Annotated in this window: 17 protein-coding genes, 1 tRNA gene, 1 other RNA gene and 2 pseudogenes; 10 read left to right on the forward strand and 11 right to left on the reverse strand. The window is 34.7% G+C overall.

Annotated elements, in window-relative coordinates:
• Positions 1–35: 35 nt before the first annotated feature.
• From MHB44_RS00190 to MHB44_RS00220, 7 genes and pseudogenes are all read right to left on the reverse strand, one after another.
• On the reverse strand, positions 36–401 hold the full coding sequence (locus tag MHB44_RS00190) for a hypothetical protein (protein ID WP_341301111.1): 366 nt from the start codon (positions 399–401) through the stop codon (positions 36–38).
• Positions 402–774: 373 nt separating this feature from the next.
• Positions 775–1,137: pseudogene (locus tag MHB44_RS00195) on the reverse strand (cation:dicarboxylase symporter family transporter); the annotation flags it as partial.
• Positions 1,138–1,290: 153 nt separating this feature from the next.
• A complete protein-coding gene (locus MHB44_RS00200; RefSeq protein ID WP_341301112.1) occupies positions 1,291–1,623 on the reverse strand; it encodes a hypothetical protein in 333 nt (110 codons plus the stop codon).
• A gap of 27 nt (positions 1,624–1,650) precedes the next feature.
• A protein-coding gene (locus tag MHB44_RS00205) for an IS630 family transposase (protein WP_152927960.1) occupies positions 1,651–2,689 on the reverse strand; the annotation gives its coding sequence in 2 pieces (ribosomal slippage) (positions 1,651–2,190 and positions 2,192–2,689; 1,038 coding nt in all).
• A gap of 62 nt (positions 2,690–2,751) precedes the next feature.
• Entirely contained in the window at positions 2,752–3,153 is a 402-nt protein-coding gene (locus MHB44_RS00210; protein ID WP_341301113.1) for a hypothetical protein, read from the reverse strand.
• Positions 3,154–3,384: 231 nt separating this feature from the next.
• On the reverse strand, positions 3,385–4,509 hold the full coding sequence (locus MHB44_RS00215; protein ID WP_053994495.1) for an IS4 family transposase: 1,125 nt from the start codon (positions 4,507–4,509) through the stop codon (positions 3,385–3,387).
• 129 nt (positions 4,510–4,638) lie between these two features.
• The gene (locus tag MHB44_RS00220; protein WP_341301114.1) at positions 4,639–5,226 is read right to left on the reverse strand and encodes a hypothetical protein; all 588 of its coding nucleotides are present in this window, start codon (positions 5,224–5,226) and stop codon (positions 4,639–4,641) included.
• 454 nt (positions 5,227–5,680) lie between these two features.
• Between MHB44_RS00220 and MHB44_RS00225 the strand changes: the two genes are divergently transcribed.
• From MHB44_RS00225 to MHB44_RS00235, 3 genes and pseudogenes are all read left to right on the forward strand, one after another.
• Positions 5,681–6,775, forward strand: coding sequence for an MFS transporter (locus MHB44_RS00225; protein WP_327037022.1), 1,095 nt, complete (start codon positions 5,681–5,683; stop codon positions 6,773–6,775).
• On the forward strand, positions 6,768–7,736 hold the full coding sequence (locus MHB44_RS00230) for an alpha/beta hydrolase (RefSeq protein WP_053995244.1): 969 nt from the start codon (positions 6,768–6,770) through the stop codon (positions 7,734–7,736). Before MHB44_RS00225 ends, MHB44_RS00230 begins: the two co-directional genes overlap by 8 nt.
• A gap of 447 nt (positions 7,737–8,183) precedes the next feature.
• Positions 8,184–8,585, forward strand: a pseudogene (locus MHB44_RS00235) (IS3 family transposase); the annotation flags it as partial.
• Between the two features lie 71 nt (positions 8,586–8,656).
• On the opposite strand, the gene MHB44_RS00240 reads toward MHB44_RS00235, so the two are convergent.
• The 3 genes from MHB44_RS00240 to MHB44_RS00250 form a co-directional block, all read right to left on the reverse strand.
• The gene (locus MHB44_RS00240) at positions 8,657–9,931 is read right to left on the reverse strand and encodes a cation:dicarboxylase symporter family transporter (RefSeq protein ID WP_053995243.1); all 1,275 of its coding nucleotides are present in this window, start codon (positions 9,929–9,931) and stop codon (positions 8,657–8,659) included.
• A 90-nt stretch (positions 9,932–10,021) separates the two neighbouring features.
• The gene (locus tag MHB44_RS00245; protein ID WP_053995242.1) at positions 10,022–10,900 is read right to left on the reverse strand and encodes a response regulator; all 879 of its coding nucleotides are present in this window, start codon (positions 10,898–10,900) and stop codon (positions 10,022–10,024) included.
• Positions 10,901–11,198: 298 nt separating this feature from the next.
• Positions 11,199–12,125, reverse strand: coding sequence for an ATP-binding protein (locus MHB44_RS00250; protein ID WP_341301115.1), 927 nt, complete (start codon positions 12,123–12,125; stop codon positions 11,199–11,201).
• Between the two features lie 542 nt (positions 12,126–12,667).
• Between MHB44_RS00250 and MHB44_RS00255 the strand changes: the two genes are divergently transcribed.
• The 3 genes from MHB44_RS00255 to MHB44_RS00265 are packed head-to-tail and all read left to right on the forward strand — an operon-like array spanning position 12,668 to position 16,616.
• Positions 12,668–13,648, forward strand: a complete 981-nt coding sequence (locus MHB44_RS00255) for an ABC transporter substrate-binding protein (RefSeq protein WP_341301116.1) — start codon at positions 12,668–12,670, stop codon at positions 13,646–13,648.
• Between the two features lie 13 nt (positions 13,649–13,661).
• The gene (locus MHB44_RS00260; RefSeq protein WP_341301117.1) at positions 13,662–14,990 is read left to right on the forward strand and encodes an LLM class flavin-dependent oxidoreductase; all 1,329 of its coding nucleotides are present in this window, start codon (positions 13,662–13,664) and stop codon (positions 14,988–14,990) included.
• 6 nt (positions 14,991–14,996) lie between these two features.
• On the forward strand, positions 14,997–16,616 hold the full coding sequence (locus MHB44_RS00265; protein WP_341301118.1) for an AraC family transcriptional regulator: 1,620 nt from the start codon (positions 14,997–14,999) through the stop codon (positions 16,614–16,616).
• Positions 16,617–16,702: 86 nt separating this feature from the next.
• Here MHB44_RS00265 and MHB44_RS00270 read toward each other — a convergent pair.
• Positions 16,703–16,795: transfer RNA gene (locus MHB44_RS00270), tRNA-Ser, on the reverse strand.
• 168 nt (positions 16,796–16,963) lie between these two features.
• On the opposite strand from MHB44_RS00270, the gene ffs reads away from it, so the two are divergent.
• The 4 genes from ffs (at position 16,964) to recR (ending at position 20,293) form a co-directional block, all read left to right on the forward strand.
• An RNA gene (gene ffs / locus MHB44_RS00275) (signal recognition particle sRNA large type) lies at positions 16,964–17,231 on the forward strand.
• Between the two features lie 333 nt (positions 17,232–17,564).
• Positions 17,565–19,349, forward strand: a complete 1,785-nt coding sequence (gene dnaX, locus MHB44_RS00280; RefSeq protein WP_341301119.1) for a DNA polymerase III subunit gamma/tau — start codon at positions 17,565–17,567, stop codon at positions 19,347–19,349.
• A gap of 21 nt (positions 19,350–19,370) precedes the next feature.
• Entirely contained in the window at positions 19,371–19,685 is a 315-nt protein-coding gene (locus MHB44_RS00285) for a YbaB/EbfC family nucleoid-associated protein (protein WP_053995236.1), read from the forward strand.
• 11 nt (positions 19,686–19,696) lie between these two features.
• Positions 19,697–20,293, forward strand: coding sequence for a recombination mediator RecR (gene recR / locus MHB44_RS00290; protein ID WP_341301120.1), 597 nt, complete (start codon positions 19,697–19,699; stop codon positions 20,291–20,293).
• The last annotated feature ends 8 nt before the right edge of the window (positions 20,294–20,301 follow it).

The raw sequence follows: 20,301 nt of genomic DNA on the forward strand, positions 1-20,301 counted from the left end.
TGGTTAACACTTGGGCATTTTTATTCATACGTAAATTATTGTAATGCTAAGCTTGTAGTAAATTCAAAGCGATTTCCCTCTTTTAAACGATCTACATAGCCAACGATATAAATATTCGCTATTCTTACCTCAGATTCTGTAAATTCTTTATAGAAAGTAGGTGAAAAGGAAACTGATAGCTCCACACTTTCGCCGGATTTAATATTTAAGCGATTGCCTGCTGCAAGCACTCTAAACGGATTAGTTGTTTCTCCATGCTCTTCAGGGTCATTGATAAAGCCAAATAATACATTATTTTGGATGATTGTATAATCACTGTTATTAGTTAGTTTAATGTTATATTCTACCCTAGTGTTTAAATTAATGTTTTTTGAGATTAATTCAAATGTTATATCATCCATAATACCAGATTCAGTCTGATCAAATTTAGGACTGCATCCTGATAATATCAAACAAAATAGGATTATAATAAATATTTTTTTCATAAATTAATAAACCGATCTTTTGAGTTACTTACTTGAGCAGAAACTGGTGAAAATAAAGGGATCGATAACATTGTTGTACATAAAACAGTTGCTGTAGTTAAACGTATTTTTCTCTTCAATTTTACCACTCCTATAGTATATATTTATTTACTACATTTATACATTAACACTAAAAAAATCCATTTACAATTCTTGAATACAAAATATTACTTTTTTACCAAATAAGCTACCATCAAAAAGTAATAAAAATGACTTTTTGATGGTAGCTCTATAAAAATATATTTATCTTTTACGCTAAATTTTCATTATCATTAAAGTAAATTTTCATTTTTACTTGATCGAAACGGTTTTCCCATTTTGCCATCACTAATGATGCTAATGAGTTACCAATTACGTTAACGACTGTACGTCCCATATCAAGAATACGGTCAATACCTGCGATAAATGCTAAACCTTCAAGTGGAATGCCAACAGTACCTAATGTTGCTAAAAGAACAACGAATGACACCCCTGGTACACCTGCAATACCTTTAGACGTTACCATTAATACAAGCATTAACGTAATTTGTTCACCAATGCTTAGGTGAATACCGTACATTTGCGCAATAAATAATGCAGCGATTGCTTGATAGAGCGTTGAGCCATCTAGGTTGATTGACCTCTTTTGCAAATGCATTTTGTTTGTTGGCATAAGAAAAACCTCCCTAGAATTTATACCTTAATAGTATTGGGAGGCGTATCGAAAAAATATGTGTGTTTTGATATCGGGCTTACCGTATACTTATTCAGGTTTTAGTTCAGTAAGTTATACTTGTTTTTTTTTCTTAAAGGAATCTTCAAAATCAAAAGGAATTGTATGAATCTTATCATCTAAGATATTTAAATATTTTTTTATTAACGTCTTTGTGATTTTTATACTAGAAACATTAGGTTTAAAATGGCCAGATTTATTGTTGATTAGAATGTGCATATCATCACTTACCTTATCATTTGTTACTAACATTTCACCAGCAGATTTAACTATAAGATTTTCGTAATCGCATAATAAAAGAGGATGTTCAGGTTGTACGTCCCCCCACAAATTGTTTTTTCTACCAGTAATTAATTCTGTGGTAGTTTGAGGACTATCTAGAATCAAAATTTTATCATCTATATAGATTGAACTTTAGAACCTAACACAAAGTCGGTCGATTATACCTTGTGTATCTTCACTTTGACAACGGATAAATTCACGAACAGCGAGTTTGATTTGCGATGTACTTGAAAAAAAGACATTATGAATGACGCTGTCTTTCAACCATTTCCATAGCCCCTCAATTAAATTCAATTGCGGGCTGTAAGGTGGTAAAAACACCAGTTGTAATCGATTTTGATGCAGCTTTAAAAAAGGCTGAATGAGCTTCGCATGATGAATGCGAGCGTTATCGAGGATCATGACAATTTTTCCATTTGGGTAATGAGCAATGACTTTTTCTAAGAAACGCAGGAAGACTTCTGCATCGTATTTCTCTTCTTCGACGCAGAAGATTTCACCTGTTTCATAATTTAACGTACCGATTAATTTCACGCCTTGATGCTTACCGTATGTGGGGATTTGACGCTGTTTCCCTTTTGGAAACCATGACTTTTGAATGGCTTGGTAGTCACGAATCATGGACTCATCTTGAAAGAGAAGGTGATCGATTTCCTCATACAATAGCTTTTTTTAAAGCAGGAAATGTTTCTTCTTTAAATGTTTTTTGCTTTTCTGGGTCCGCATTCGCCAACGTATAGGTAGGGCGCGTATGACTAAATTGCATGCGTTCTAATAATTTAGACATGCCACGTAAAGAATAGGACACAGCCCATTCACGTTTCACGAGTGAAACGAGTAACGCGAGCGTCCAATTCGTATACGGTGCAAATCCCACATCAGCAGGCGTTTTCGTTGTGACAATCTCAGCCAACTCAGCACGTTGTTCGATGGTCAAACGATGTGGTTTACCTGTAGAAATCCCCATGCGTAAACCTGTTATGCCTTCTTTTTTATAGGCTTTAATATATTCACCAACAGTTGCTCGATTGCGTTGAATGATCATCGCAATTTCAACGTTATTTTTTCCTTCAAGGTGTAGAAATACAGTCTGATACCGCTCAAATAGTCGCTTATCCTTTGTTTGTCGCATCGCCGTTTGAAGTTCTTCTCGTTGTTCATTGCGTAACATGTGGGATCATCCTTTCGACAATAAGTTTGTATACTTTACCCATTTTGAAGGAGATAGAAGCTTTAGTTCAATTTATATAGAGTGGTTACGTATATATACCAATTATTAATTTTTATGTTATTAAATTGCTCAGGCATGTCCATATTAATGATACGGGTCTTAATTTCATTTTTATGTCTATCATATTGATCATTTATATCAGGAATAAAAATAAAAGCGTCCTCCCCATCATTATCAATCATCACAGGTGGACGTGTAGATAATAACGGAGCATCGTTATATTGCTTGATTATATCGTTAAGTAATTCTATTCTATATTGAAAAGGCTTTAAATTACTATTTTCAATTAAAAAGATATAAATAGATAATTTAACGATAAGAGTAGAATTACTAAATTCACCATATTTTGTTTTGCATTCTTCTAATAAATTTATAAAAGATTTATACTCATCTAGAATAGTCATTTTGCTTCCTCCAGAGTGCTCAAAAATGCCAATCCATGTTCATATTTTGACTTATTTGATGATATACCTCTGTATTTAGTTTTTATCACTAGCGTCGCGTGAATTTTAATTGAATTTTCTGTTTTATTTATTTTCCATTTTAGAAGAAAAACAAAGACACTTGAACAGAGGTAGTAATCATCCATTTTTTTACTATAACCTTTAATCTGAGTAACAGAAGCGGAAAAACCTTTAGGGGACCACTTTCCCACCGATTTTTCGTATCCATAAGTGAGCCGATTTCCACGGGGATGCTTTGAGTAAACGACTGATTTTCAAGTACGTTTTCGAGCTGTTTGTGTTCAGTTGTGCCAGGACATGTAAACAATACACAATCATCGCGATGTACACTTGATTATGAACGCCTTGTTCGCTTTGTGCGTAGAACTTTTTGATGTTCAAGTGCTGCTTTAGCCATTTGAAAAACAGCTCAATTGCCCAGCGTGATTTGTACAGTTCAGCGATTTCATCCGCACTTAGGTCGAAACGATTTGTGATAAGCTGCAGTTCGTTTCCTTTTGAATCCAATACTTTGATAAGACGAAAGACATTTTCTGCTCGATTTTGTGTTGTGCCAATGATCACCATTTCATCGGATGAAACAAGTGAATCTTCTGGCAGCTCAAACGGCTCGATTACACGGATAACCGCGTTTTTTCGTAAGCGCGAAACGAAAAAATAACCATCGTCCGTCATGCGGTCAAATCGCTCATAATCTAAGTAACCACGGTCAAAAACGTAAAGGCAATCCTTGTCATCAACGAGTACCTCTAGTTGACCACGATCATGTTCAATCGCGTTTGTTAAAACCGCTTTGTCTGGATAGGAACAGCCTTTTTCTAAGTATACAAGGCGCAAATGAAGCTTGATTCCTGATTTTGTTTTGCGAAACTCCGCCCATTTATGGTTGTTTAAATTCAATGGTAACGTACTCGAATCAATGATTTTCAGCGGTGTCGTGTTTTTACGACGTTGTTCATACTGAGACTTTTCATGAATTTGGATAACTAAATCTAAAAATATCTGTTGGAATACCTCTGTCGGCACTTGATTTAATCGGCGTCCTAATTGCGAAAAGCTGATGGAATCTAATTCTGTTGCTTTTTGAAGGTCATCTGAAAACAATGTCTCACTGACTGCACGCAGACTTTCTGTTTCATTCAACTGCGCAAACAGGAGTAATTTCAAAAATGAAGCGATGTGTAGCTTCTTTGTATAGTAATTTAATTGATGGGCTTCAACCAGTTCTTCTAATTGTGTAGTGGAAATCGGCGAAAGCCATTGTTCAAATGATGTTTTTCGTGTAAACTTATCCATGCGTATGTCCTTTATTTTGGATTTGGATGGTTTACTACCGCCCAACCATTATAAAGGATTTTTTTGTGCATAAATAAAATTACAGAAAATTTAATTTATTCAATAAAGGTGAATCATTTTAATGCGACACTAGTGAGTTTTTATAATATTTATAAGCTCTTTAATTTTTTCTTCAACGAATACAGATACAGAAATCTCAGCGGTTTCTATTTCACAAATATATATAGTTCCGATGATATTATTTAAATCCTCAGGCCTAAAATAAGAAATGGAATCTATGCTTATAAAAATTTTTGTATTATCTTCAATGAAATATCTTTTATACCTTTTCTGTTTCATAACAAGTTGAGAAATTAAATTTTTAGTTAAATTTTCTTCTCCAGCAAGCAAAAAAATTTCATTTAAATAGTCGTCTATGTCCTTACCTCTTTTAAAGAAAACATTAAATTCTTTCCTGAAATTGTCTTCGTATTTACCGATTTTAAACATAACTTTATTCATATTAGGCTCTTTTAAGCTAGCGTTTGTAACTAAAGATAAAACTTTGTTATTTCTATATAATTTGAAATTTTTTGTGTCTAAAAATACCGAAGATCTTTGAACAACAAAAGGTGAAATCCAGCCTCCGAATTCCTCTCCCTTCCAATCACAAATTTCAGAAAAAAAATTAGCATCTGGAAGAATAAAACCGATTTCATTCTCTATATTAGATGTCATATATTATTCCTTTCTACAATAAGAAACCGATTCAAAGTGAAGACATCCTTGAATCGGTACTTTTTTGTTTTAGATTAGTTGACTAACTTTAATAGTTAGACTGAACAAAGCGAAGCAGTTTGTTCTAATGTAGTTTCTGAAGCTTTGTTTAAATCTTCTAATAAATTATCGAAAGACATAGCGACAACCCCCTTTTTAAATATACAGAAAATTACTTTAATAATTCTCTTAATTAAAATTTAACCAATAATTTACGAAAAAAGTAAATACTTTTTTTAGTATTTATATTTTTTTTTGGAATTTTTTTAAATAAATAAAAATTCTTACGTTTTTTATGGTAAAATTCTATAAATCAATATTAAAGGAGCTTTTTATGAATAGAAAATATTTTATTTTGGCCTTTTCTATTACAATGATAGGAACTCAAATGTTTGATTTCGTTGTGAAATAGTGGATTGTAAAAGAAACTGGCGATGCTCAAATTCTGGGTGCGATTATAGGTATACCTGCTATGGTTATAGCAATATTATCCTTTATTCCAGGCGTTTTAGCTGATATCTTCAATAAAAAGAAAATAATGATTATTACAGATTTAATTAGTTCTGCAGCATGTTTTGCAGCATTTCTAATATTAATTGAATATGGCTTTTCTTTAATAGTTATTGCTATTACTAGCTTAGTTTTGGGATTAATTAAATCATTATATGCTATAGCTAGTAAAGGAATTTTCAAGAATATTTTCGAAAATTCAGAAATAAAATCTATTAATAGAGTTCAAGCGATACTAAAACAAATAATTAAGTTAATATCTCCAGTTTTAGCAAATATATTAATTTTATATATTAAACCGGAATTATTTTTCTTATTTAATGGTATTTCTTTCTTAGTTTCTGCAATTCTCGAAATGAATTTTAAGTATTCTACTAGTAATAAGATTAAAAGTAAGTTAAGTTTTTCAACTTTTATAGAGCAATTACAGCAAGGTTTCTTAGTAATTAAAAATAGCCCTTTGATTATCAACACATTAATATTAGTTAGCATCGCCAATATTTTTATTGGAGGGTATGACATTTTTATGCCTATGTTTGTTATTGAGTATATGGGTTCTGATTTTGGGTATAGTATGATTCTTACAACTACTGCTATTGGTGCTTTAATAGCTCCTTTATTACTTCAATTTTTTGATAAGAAAAAAATATCTATTCCGTTATGGACTCCAGTATTATTGATAATGACCGGTATTATTATTAGTTCTTTTTCTATGATTGGTTGTATAACAGGAGGATTTATTATAGGGTTAAGTACAACAATTTTTGATGTTGAATTTTTCACAAAATTACAATTGAGTGTTGAAGAGGATAATATTAGCAAAGTGTTTGGGGTTGTTTTTTTAATTGCTGGTGTTTTAACACCACTCGGACAGCTTTTATTTCCTTTGATACTAGCATCACTAGTTAAATATGCCTTATTTGTAATAGGAGCCTTCGGATTAGTTACAGTTATAATTATAAAAATATGGGATACAAAGAGAGGGAATTTAATTGGATAATACTATTAATGAAAATAAATACATACGATTAAATGGAATAGAACAATTTATTTCAATCAATGGTAAAAATAGTGAACAACCGTTAATTATATTTTTACATGGGGGGCCAGGAGCTGCATATGGTACACGCTCATATATATTTAAAGAGTGGTTTAAGCATTTTAACGTAGTGTTTTGGGACCAACCAGGTGCTGGAAGGACGGCTATAAAAAATCCAGATTTTATTCCAACTTTTGAATACATTATTGATAGTTTGAAATCACTTATTGAATATTTAAAGCGAAAGTTTAATAAGGGAAAGATAGGAATTATAGCAAGATCTTGGGGGACTGTTCCGGGGTTATATTATGTAAATCATTTTCCTAAAGATATTTTATTTTATTGTGGAACTGGACAACTCATAGATACTCAGAAAGACGAACACGTTGTTTATCAAGAATTGCATAAAAGATTACTTAAAGAAAAAAATGCAGAGGGATTAAAAAAATTATCTGAATTAGGAAAGGATTATCCAGGTAAAAATTTATCGAATATTAGAGAGAAATTAGATAAATTTCATCAGTATATAGAAGACTACGGAATGTTTTTTGAAAATTCCAATTCCGGAATGAGCAAGAAGGAAGAATTACTTAACAGTCCAATATATATTCCTGAAGATTTGACAATTCAAAAAAGAGTTAGTTCTAATCAAGATGAAATTTTTAAATTTTTAGGAATGTTCAGTGCTTATAATTATTCTTTAAATTATAGGATTCCATTCTGTTTAATATTGGGGCAAAAAGATTGGGTTGTTCCTGTTCAACATCAAATTAACTTCTTTAACGATATTAGCGCACCTAAAAAGGAGCTAGTTCTTTTAGAAAATGCAGGACACAAAGCAATGACGGATCAACCAAAAGAATTTTTAAAGGCATTGATTAATTTTATTCAATCAACACATGAGGCTGATAGCTTCAATTAAAGAGTGTATTTTATAAAAGAAATATTGCCACTATCTTTTTTGTTCAATTTGAATTAGAAAAAATTTAAACAACATTGAGATAAATCAAATGTATTTATCAACAATTAGAAGTGATGAAGGACCAAAAGACTTTTTAGTAAGTCTGGTTTTATAGTTGAAGAAAAACTTATTAGAATGACAAAACATATATGTGAGAGAACTTAATATAAATATTATTTTAGGAGATATATTTATGATTAATACTATTCCCGTAGAAATTTTAGAAGAAAATGATGAACATGTTATAGGACCGAAAAATGAGGATATAGGTTTTTAACTCTTTCGTACCATCTAAAATACATTCTAATATGATTTTTCAATGAAAATTAACGGATCACTTGAATTAAATTGATTTTACAATGCAAAGTTTATTCATATTTTCGCCTTTAACATATGATATTTACAAACAGCGGAGAGATTATTACTTACACAATTGGTTATCGACCAACGTATTCACTTGTTTCAGAAATGTTGGAGAAAGCATTAGAGAAGTTACCAGAAGAACGCCAATTACTGATGCATTCCGATCAAGGCGGGCATTATCAAATGAAGCAATACCGTCATGCACTTGCATGAAAAGGCATTGTGCAAAGTATGTCACGTAAAGGCAACTGTTATGACAAATCAGTGATGGAGAATTTCTTTAGGATTTTGAAATCGGAATTCCTTTATTTGAAGGAGTTCGAAAGTGTTGAGCATTTTAAATTGGAACTCGAAAACTATATAACGTATTACAACACGAAACGAATTAAGGCAAAATTAAAACTGAGTCCGGTACAATACCGAACTCAGCTTACCCAAGCAGCCTAAATGAAATAACCGTGTCTAACTTTTAGGGATCACTTCACGATGCCATCCAACATCTTGAGGATTTTTTTAAATTACGCTAAATTTTCATTCTCTTTAAAGTAATTTTTCATTTTTTCCTGATCGAAACGGCCTTCCCATTTAGCCATCACTAATGATGCTAATGAGTTACCAATTACGTTAACGACTGTACGTCCCATATCGAGAATACGGTCAATACCTGCGATAAATGCTAAACCTTCAAGTGGAATGCCAACAGTACCTAATGTTGCTAAAAGAACGACGAATGACACTCCTGGTACACCTGCAATACCTTTAGATGTAACCATTAATACAAGCATTAACGTAATTTGTTCACCAATGCTTAGGTGAATACCGTACATTTGCGCAATAAATAATGCGGCAATGGCTTGGTATAACGTTGAACCATCTAAGTTAAAGGAGTACCCTGTTGGTATAACAAAGGAAACGATATCCTTTGGTGCACCTAATTTCTCCATTTTCATCATAATACGTGGTAATACAGCTTCAGAACTTGCTGTTGAGAAGGCTAGAATTAACTCATCCTTCAAGACTTTAATTAAGTAGAAGATGCTAATGCCAGCAAATTTTGCTACAAGTCCAAGCACAACAAAGATAAAGAATAGCATTGTTGCATAAACAAGAATCGCTAGTTTACCAAGTGGTATTAATGAAGCAAACCCATATTTGGAAACGGTTACACCAATTAACCCAAATACACCAAATGGAGCAAATTTCATCACAAGGTTTGTTACCCAAAACATTGCATCTGCTACCCCTTGGAAGAAATCTAAGACTGGCTTTCCTCGTTCACCAATTGCAGCAACCCCTAAACCAAAAATAACAGAGAAGAAGATAATCGCAAGCATATTGCCTTCAGCCATAGATTGAATAATATTTGTTGGCACAATGCCTACAATAATATCAAAGGGTCCCTCATGCTGAACTTCCTCTGTTGTTGTGACATATTTTGAAATATCCCCTTGAGATAGTTCGTTCATGTTTAGCCCTGCACCAGGTTGGAATAAGTTGGCGGAAAGTAGTCCAACGACAATCGCTACTGTTGTAATAATTTCAAAATAAATAATTGATTTTCCGCCCAGTCGTCCAAGCTGTTTCATATCCCCAGTACCAGCTACACCAACGATTAGTGTTGAAATAATAATCGGTACAACAATCATTTTAATTAGATGTAAAAAGATATCCCCTAATGGCTGTAAATATGTTTCAATCTTGGGGTTTCCATAAAAGATACCACCAACGATGATCCCTAAAACTAAACCAAGTAAAATTTGAGTGGCTAAACTAATTTTAAATTTCTTTTTCAAGTCCCTCGTACCCCCTATTATTAAATTTTTAGGACATGCCTTATTTTAATAATACGGAGGACTTATGGAATCCGACAAAATCCGATAAAATTAATTTACTTTTGTTAAAATGTCTGAATATAATACTTGAATAAACTTCTTAATATTTACCTTTGCTTTACGATTTTTATGATCTTCAATCTGAGTCATGAGCTGACGAATTTCTTTAAAATCAAAATAACGAGGGGCATAATATTCAAATTCTGAGTTTGTATAATCAACAACGCCTAAGTTAGCAAGATTAATCATAGCAGCTAATATTGTGCGACGAATACGCTGCTCGATAGCCTTACTTTCCTTTAATATTTCATCGGGTGTTGTTTTTGTAATAGCAGCAATTTCCTCATAAAGCTCCTTTAAAGGAGGGAGTGGTGCAATTTTGTGTTGGTGCGCTAGTAATGTTTCAATAATGGCAACAATATCCTCACTACCAATTTCACCGACAATCCCCATATCATTTAAAATAGATTGAATATGGTCTCGCGCTGTTGCTTTATGAGCCTTTTGTTCACTTAGCTCAATATTGGTAAGTGATTGACGTATGACTAACAAGGAATTTTTAAGGCGAAATTGCTCAGTTGTTTTTTTTAACACATTTTCAACCTCAATACGATTAATTGGCTTATGAATGAAAAATTCTATTCCTTTCTCATATGCCTCGCCAACCATTTCCTTGTTGACAACCTGGGAAATCATAATAAATAACCCTTCAAAGCGATTTTGCATAAGCTGTTCAACTGTTGCAATTCCATCAAGCTTTGGCATAAGTAAATCAATTAACACAAACTCTGGCTGTGTCATTAAAATCTGCGGTATGGCATCTTCACCATTACACGCCTCACCAATCACTGTGCCTAATCCGCTATCTTCAATAATTTGCTTTAGCATAACACGACTTGCACGATCATCATCTACAATAAAATACCTCATTTAAGTCTCTCCCTTTATAAATGCTGATACATTTTTTGAGTATCAGAAAATTTTTTTCAACATGTACATCCATTATAATTTTACATGAATTGATTTAATAATCTTTCGCAACGCATAGCGGATAAATATAAGGAAGTGATTTTTAAGCATAGGTTTTCAATCATCGATAGTGCAAGCGCTATATTTATGCTTGGCAATATGGCTGATGTCGCCTACTAGAGCTCGTAACATAAGCACTTTCTGGAAATGTATGAGTCAATTGTCTGTTACACTCAAGCATCATACTAGAGGGTTTCCTTTATTTCAAGTCCTCTAATGCTGATACTCCTAAATGAATGGCCTTTGTAGGAATATGAACAGTAAATATTGTTTTTCCAAAAGTAGATTGGACAGAAATAGTACCATTTAGTTTTGCAACTAATGTCGCAACATGTGAAAGGCCGATACCTGTTGCGGCAACACCCTCAGCACTATATTTTGTGGTATAGCCTGGCTCAAAAATAATAGACTGCTCTTCTTGTGGAATCCCTTGTCCATTATCTAAAACTATAAAGGTGGTGTTATTGTCTCTATGTTGAACCTCAATAGAGATCGTACCATGTCCAGTACTAGCCTCAACGGCATTAGCGGTTAAATTGTTTAAAAGGGCAAGTAAGGAAATATGTTCATTCGTTTGAAAGTCATAATCATATTTAATATCAAAATCAATTTCTTTACCAAGTGAAGCACTATATTTTTGATTGCCATCCTCTATATAATGTAATAATTCAGATAAATAAAAGGTGCCAAAGTTTTTTTCACCAACAATTTTAGAAATCCCAGCATAAATACGCTGAGAATCCTTCTTTACTTCATGAATTTCCTGGGCAATATGAAGTGCTTGTAATCCTTCTTTGCGTAACCCTTGAGTTGTTAATTGACGATATAGATCGAAACCATTAGCTGTAATTGCTTCAATATGGTTCATGGATTTTTTCAAATAAAGTGTTTCTACATATAAGTCTGATCCTATATTTAACATTTCACGTACACGCTTTTTCTGTTCTGCGATTAGAATAGAGCTGTAAATTCCTACAACAAAAAAACTTCTTAAAAAGGCAACGACAAAAAAAATAAGCAAGTCAAACATTGTTAGGAACGTATGAGTTTGGATAAAAAAACGTACCAATTGTTCAGTGATATTACTACTAACTTCACTTAGTGCAACAAGAATTCCTAACTTCAAAGGTTTTTCCCGATTCTTCTCAATTTTTAAGAGATGTAAACAAAGAGAAAATAGGATATAAAAAGCAGCTGAAGGTAAGTGAGACAAGAAACTAGCCCACACAGAGCTAGAGTGTGTAAAGTAATCAAGCCCCATACGAAATAGAATTGTACTCACACCTGTAACAAAACCAGCAACCAATATGGGTGTTGGTTTAATTAAAATACATAAAAAAAACATAATGCTGCCGAGACCGAATCGAAGGGTCGTAGTGCTGAATGGATAAAATTTCAATTCTCCAGCAATAGCACATAATACAGCAATTATTACTATCCACAATAGGGAAGCTTTTGATAGAAATATTCTAGGTAGATGCATCTAATCCCTCCTTTGTTAGTATAAATCAATTGTTGCTAAATTAAGACATCCTATTCAGTAGTATTTTAAATAGTACATGTCGTTTTTCTACACTAATAGAATGACGTTATCTTCTATTGTACTTCATTCATATTTTCAATAATATTGATAATGATAATCGTTATCAATATATAGGAGGTTTGAACATGAGTAAATTATTAAAAGTATCTACTTTTTACGCAGTAATCATTATGATATTACTCTCTTTATCAGCATGCGGTACTAACGATACAATATCTAGCCAGAAGTTAGAAGAGGGAGAGCCTGAAAAAATGGCAAAAAACAAGGAGGGAGATTCTGCAAAAACACGTCAATATACGGATGTATTGGGAAGAGAGGTTGTCATCCCTGATCAGCCACAAAGGGTTGTAGCTCTATGGTCAGTGGGTGAATTACTAGCATTAAATACAAAGCCAGTTGGTTCAACAAAAAATTTACTACGTTTCTATTCTGAGGAGGAGCAAAAGGATATCGAAATTGTTGGTGAAGGTGTTATGGGAGATTATGAAAAAGTACTATCTTTGCAGCCAGATTTAATTTTAGTATATGCTAAGGCAACAGCAGAAGAGCTTGAGCAGTATAGTAAAATCGCACCAACAGTAGCAACAGCCTTTTTTGGTGACCCCTTCCAAACTTTGAGAGACGTAGGAGAAATTATGAATAAACGGGAGCAGGCTGAGCAATGGATTACTGCTTATCAAGAACGTGTTGAAAAAATACGCGTTAAAGCAGCTAATCTTAAGGAACAAGGAGAAAAGGCACTTGTGATCCAATTTGCATTAAAAGATATCTATTTATACCATAGCGATACATTCCCAACTATCTTTGATGCCTATGAGTTTGAATTGACAGATAAACAAAAAGAGCTTCAGAAGGATGAAGCATTTGCTCCCCAAGTAGTTTCTTTAGAGCTATTACCAGAATTTAATGCTGATCGAATTTTCCTTATTGTTAATGATGATGAATCAAGAGCTATTCTGGAAAATATTCAAAATAGCAGAATATGGAAAGACCTACCTGCTGTGAAAAACAATAAGGTTTATGAAATACAGAATCGTATATCTACTAAGGATGTAACGACATTAGATTGGGCATTAGATGAAGTATTTCACTTACTGGAACAATAGGGGGTAGATAGATATGAATGTCAATAAGAAAACATTAAAATTAGCGACAACACTTATTGCACCTAGAGCAGCTAGTGGAGGTTGGAGACATCCTCTTGCAAACTTGTATTTAGAGGAACCAGGGCAATTGTACAAGCAGTTAATAAAAAAGGCAGAGCAAGGAAGGCTAGATTATGTATTTCAGCCAGATCAATATCGCGTTTCCGCAACCTTTCCTGAAGAATTTGCACATACGATTAATGTATGGCTTGAGCCAATCACTTTACTATCAGCTATGTCAGCAGTCAGTGAGCATATTGGATTAGCGGCTACTTTATCTACAACCTATAATGAACCGTATCATGTTGCACGAATGCTAGCCTCACTAGATCATCTCAGCAAAGGACGTGCATCTTGGAATGTTGTGACATCTAGGGGGGATTCTGAGGCTAGTAATTTCAAAATGGATCATCGGCCTACAAGTGATGAAAGGGACAAACATTCTGCTCTGTTTGTAGATATTGTGAAATCCTTATGGGACAGTTGGGAAAATGACGCGATTGTAGCAAATAAAACCACTGGTATATTTGCACATCCGGAAAAAATACATGCTGTAAACCATGAAAGTGAGTGGTTTTCTGTAAAAGGACCATTGAATATTGCCAGACCACCACAGGGTCATCCTGTCATTATACAAGCAGGTCAATCAGATGCTTTTAAAGAGAGAGCGGCTCGATCTGCTGATATCATTTTTACTATGTTAAATACACTATCTGAGGCACAAGTGTTTTATCAAAATGTCAAAAGTAGATTAGTGAAATATGGACGAAGTAAAAGTGACCTTTTGATAATGCCAGGTTTACAAATAATCGTTGGCAAAACAGAAAAAGAGGCATATGAAAAGCAGCAATATATACAGGAATTAGAACGGTTAGATATTAGACGTGATCGTTTAGCTTACTTACTAGGAATAGATATTGGTAACCTTTCACTAGATGCCCCACTACCGGAAGTAGCTAGTAATGATATGAATGAAAAATATAGAAAACTAAAAGAATTAGCAGAGCAAAAGGGTTGGAAAACAATTCGTGAACTTTATACTTATTTAGAGGCCACCACTGGTCATCTTTTGCTTGTTGGAACTCCTACGCAAATAGCTGATCAAATGGAGGAATGGTTAAGAAAAGAAGGAGCAGATGGTTTTATATTTATTCCGCATATTTTACCTTCAGGCTTAGACGATTTTGTAGATCATGTTATTCCAGTTTTACAAGAACGGGGCATTTTCCGAAAGGACTACGAAGGAAGCACATTACGGGAAAATCTAGGTCTTACTTGTCCTAAAAATACTTATCATAGGTGATGTATCATGAAAAATGAAAGGAAGACAACACCATATCTTTTTTATATGTCTACGATGAGTCAGTTTAGCTTAAAAGCTCAAGAAGTTTGTTTTTATGGAGAGGCTGCCTATAATTGTCTTCTCGTTATTACCAAGGGTAGAATAAAATGTTCATTGTTAGATGATCTGTTATTGCTCAAAGGAGATAGTATCCTTCTCTCATGTGAGCATTCATTTCAAATGATAGGTGAGGACAAGGAATCACAAGGATATATTATTCAATTTCAGAAGGTATGCTCTGATCAGTTGCCAGAGAACATATCTGAATGGGGAGGTAAGTCGATTCGTATCAAACCATTTGTTAGCTTAGTGAATGATTTGGATGAATTGTATAATAGCTTAACGGAAACAGACAGGTTGAAACGTTTTAAAGCTCAACTATTATTTCAACAAATGATGTTACGTATGATAGAAGCTTGTCAATTTAATCAGGAATTAGGCGATTCCGTTTTAGATGTCAAGCGTACAATTTCTTATATTCATCAACATTATATGGAGAAACTTACAACAATCCAACTAGCCCAACAAGCTAATATAAGTATTCGTCAATATACCAGAGTCTTTAAAAAATTAACTGGTAAAACACCTATAAATTATATAAATAATTATCGTATTAATCGTTCTAAAGAGTTACTGCTTGAAACAGATGATACTGTCCATAAAATATCCTATAAAATTGGTATTAACGATGTACATTATTTTACTAGACGTTTTAAACAAAATGTGGGCTGCTCTCCCAAAGAATACGTTCGCCTCAGACATTTGAATTCTAAAATTGTCACAATGCATTATGCAGGAGAAATGCTTGCTTTAGGGGTAAAGCCTATTGGTGCATTACAGGCGACACTGCAACAATTACAATCACCAGTTTCTGGTATTGTAAGTATAGGAGATGTGAATTGTGATGTAAAGATACTTAAGGAGCTGCAACCAGATATTATTATTGCTTCTGATTTTATGAGTAAAGAAGAGTTGCTGAAAATTGAACAGTTTGCACCGGTTATTGTGATACCTTGGGATATACATCCTAATGAACGTCTATTAAGAATAGCTAGGGTATTGGGAAAGGCTAAGGAAGCCAGTGCTTATTTAGCTCAGTATGAACAAAATAGGCAGCTAGTGAAAAAATGGTGTACCACTCAATTTCCATTCACGCAGACAGCTACCATTATTCGTCTCGATGAACAAAAGGTTTGGGTACACGCCTCAAGATTTTTTCCAATATTTTATGACGTCATGCCATTTTCACCTTCTAAACTTATGTTAGAGACAACAGAGATACATACCAATCTTCGAAGAATCGATATTAGCTTTAATCGAATATTAGAGATTGATGCTGATCGAATTTATATTGTAATAGGCGGGGAAAGGGAATTTAATAGATGGTTAGAGGAGCTCACTTCAATAAAAGATTGGTATAAATTGAAGGCAGTGCAGCACAAACAAGTATTCATTCTTAGACATCAAGGCATTTCAAATAGTGTCTATACATTGAATTGGCAATTAGGGGAAGTACCAACATTACTCGCTCCTTCAACAACAACAGCTTCTAAAGAGGGATTATTAGTCAATATTTTAGAAAAATGAATGAATCAAGCTGAATTATCTAAATTGAGCATTTTTATAAATTTAAGCAAAAAAAAACGGCTACATATGTAGTCGGATTTAAAAGCTGGAGGAGGTAGAGGGATTCGAACCCCCGCGCGGTGTTACCCGCCTGTCGGTTTTCAAGACCGATCCCTTCAGCCAGACTTGGGTATACCTCCATAGTATATAACTCAGTAGTCTTATCGACAAAAGTAAATTTAACATAATTAAAAGTATACGTCAATATATTTAATTAAAGAATTTTAAATTGATCCAAAGTAAATTGGAAATAAATAATTTGTGTATTAAGTTGCAATTTATACAAACAGTCAGTATACTAGTTATTGCCGTGCTAGGTGGGAAGGTAGCGGTGTCCTGTAACTCGCAATCCGCTCTAGCGAGACTGAATTCCTTTTTCGAGGCTGTCCGTATTGTTTGGTCTGCCTTTTGCACGTAGTGTTGACGATTGGGTCCTGCGCAATGGATACCCATGAACCATGTCAGGTCCGGAAGGAAGCAGCATTAAGTGGCCTTATTCATGTGCCGCGGGGTTGCCTAATCTGAGCTAACGACAGGAGTAACGCTTATGTGCGGCTGTCAAGGAAAGGTGCACGGCATAAAATTGCCAATTCAACGCATCCGCCTACGTATTAGGTGGATGCGTTTTTATTTTATCTTGGTTCAGTAGAAGACTTCAACCCCATAGGTCGGTCGTAAGACGAATGCTTATTTTTCACTTTGTTCAGCAGGTAATGGAACGCCTACTGAACCAAGATAAAAGCTCCGACGGATGTCACAGATTTTGGAGAGGAACTTTTCGAGCGAGCTCGAAAAAATCTGGACGCAATTACGCGGAGGCGTAATTGATGTCATAACTTCATTTTATATATAAGGAAGCAAATGCTATAATAAAATTATTCTATTTAATGGAGAAGGGGGAGGGAAAACGTGACGTATCAAGCATTTTATCGTGTGTATCGACCACAATCTTTTCGTGAAATGTCTGGCCAAGCACATGTCAAAAGAACGCTACAAAATGCTCTCCTAGCGAATAAAACAACTCATGCTTATCTATTTTCTGGGCCACGTGGTACAGGGAAGACTAGTACAGCTAAAATCTTTGCTAAAGCTTTAAATTGTGAACATGCACCATCTCAGGAACCTTGTAATGAATGCGCTACTTGTCTAAGTATTACAGAAGGCTCTCACCCAGATGTTATTGAATTTGATGCAGCTTCGAATTCACGTGTTGAAGAGATTAGGGATGTTATAGAAAAAGTGCGCTTTGCACCTGCAAGTAGTAGGTACAAGGTGTATATTATCGATGAAGTGCATATGCTTTCTACAAGTGCCTTTAATGCCCTGTTAAAAACATTAGAAGAACCACCCCCTCATGCTGTATTTATTTTAGCAACGACAGAGCCTCATAAGTTGCCTGCAACCATTATTTCACGTTGTCAACGCTTCGATTTTAAGCGACTTTCAACCAATGATATTATTGAACGAATGAAGGTTGTCTTAGAAGATATTGAGCTACCTTATGAAGAACAAGGCTTAAAGGTAATAGCGCAAGCAGCTGCAGGAGGAATGCGTGATGCATTAAGCTTATTAGACCAAGTAGTTTCGTTCAGCGGAGAAAAATTAAAGCTTGAGGATACCTTGCTTGTTACAGGTTCTATCAGTCAGGATATCTTTTATGATTTAGCTGAAGCACTCAAAGCGAAAGATGTTGCACAAATGCTGGCACTTTTAGAGCAGCTAATTGCAGATGGCAAGGACCCACTTCGCCTGTCGGAAGATTTAATTACATTTTTCCGTGACTTATTATTACTACAAACAAGTGATGACTTAGCTGAATTATTAGAGCTTGTGTCACCTGAAGAGCGTGTATTTACACTAGCACATGAATTTGCACCAGAGATGCTCTATGGTTATATAGATATACTTGCAAAAACCCAACAAGAAATGCGATTCTCTCACCATACGAAAATCTATTTAGAAACAGCATTACTGAAAATGGTGCAGTTTTCGGGAATGGGTGCAAACCAGAGTGCTGTAACAAACGAAATGGCGTTAAGTCCAGAACTCGCTCAAAAAATTGTAGCACTTGAACAGATGGTTCAACAACTATCATTACAATTACAAACAGGGGCAACTCCACCAGTAACACAAGCTCCAAAAGAGCAACGACCACGTGCGAAAAGTCCAAACGGTTATAAAGCACCAACTGGCCGTATCCAAGAGGTACTAAAAGATGCTACCAAGCAAGATGTACAACGCATTAAGTCAGTATGGGCACAAGTGTTAAGTCAAATGCAAAAATCGCAATCCGCTCTTTTAGCAGAAGCTGAACCTGTTGCGGCATCTTCAAGTGCTTTTGTGTTAAAATTCAAGTATGATATTCATTGCCAAATGGTTGCTGATAATCAGTCTTTAAAGGCCCACTTTACACAACTGATTGCTGGGCAAAGTGGTACAATGTACGAGATGCTGTGTATACCAGAGGAATCTTGGTTAAAGATGCGTGAAGAGTTTATTCGTGATCATGGTCTGCAGCAAAAGAAAGTAACAACTGCTTCAGAGCATGGGGAGGAGCTATTAGAGCCACCACCAGCTGAAATGCCAGAAGAACCATTTATTGATGATGCTCAGCCTCTCGCTTCGCAGGATCCTCTTGTGACAGAGGCAGAAAAGTTATTTGGTAAAAACTTTGTTGAAGTGATTGAAGATTAAATTTTTAGGAGGAAACTATTTATGCGCGGAATGGGAAATATGCAAGGTATGATGAAGAAGATGCAAAAAATGCAAAAGGAAATGATGGAGGCACAAGAAGCGTTAAATGCAGAGCAATTTGAAGGCACTGCTGGCGGCGGCATGGTAAAAGTGATTGTGTCTGGTCAACGTGAAGTAGTAGAAGTAAATCTCGATGAATCTGTAGTAGATCCGGAAGATATTGAAATGCTACAAGATCTTATTGTTATTGCGACAAATGAAGCATTGAAAAAGGTAGAAGAAAAAACAAACTCAACAATGGGTAAATTCACACAAGGCTTAAACCTTCCATTCTAGGAGGTCATTATATGTACTACCCAGAACCAATATCCAAATTAATCGATAGTTTTATGAAATTGCCAGGTATCGGGCCGAAAACCGCGGCTCGTCTGGCGTTTTTTGTATTATCAATGAAAGAAGACGATGTATTATCTTTCTCGAAGGCATTAATTGATGCTAAACGTAATTTAAGCTATTGTTCTGTCTGTGGCAATATAACGGATATCGATCCATGTCATATTTGCACAGATAAGCAACGAGATCATTCTATTATCTGTGTTGTGCAAGATACAAAGGATGTTATTGCAATGGAAAAAATGCGCGATTATAACGGTATGTATCATGTATTACAAGGTGCTATTTCACCTATGGATGGTATTGGACCAGAGGACATTAATGTCGCCTCCTTGCTAGTCCGTTTACAAGATGAAAGTGTTCAGGAGCTAATTTTAGCTACAAACTCAACAATTGAGGGTGAGGCAACAGCAATGTACATATCCCGACTTGTAAAACCATCGGGTATTCGCACAACACGTATTGCACATGGCTTACCGGTAGGCGGAGATTTAGAATATGCTGATGAGGTGACATTATCGAAGGCCATGGAAGGTCGACGAGAGTTGTAAGTGAGGGA

This window comes from Lysinibacillus sp. FSL H8-0500, from assembly GCF_038051955.1.
Lineage (GTDB): Bacteria > Bacillota > Bacilli > Bacillales_A > Planococcaceae > Lysinibacillus > Lysinibacillus macroides.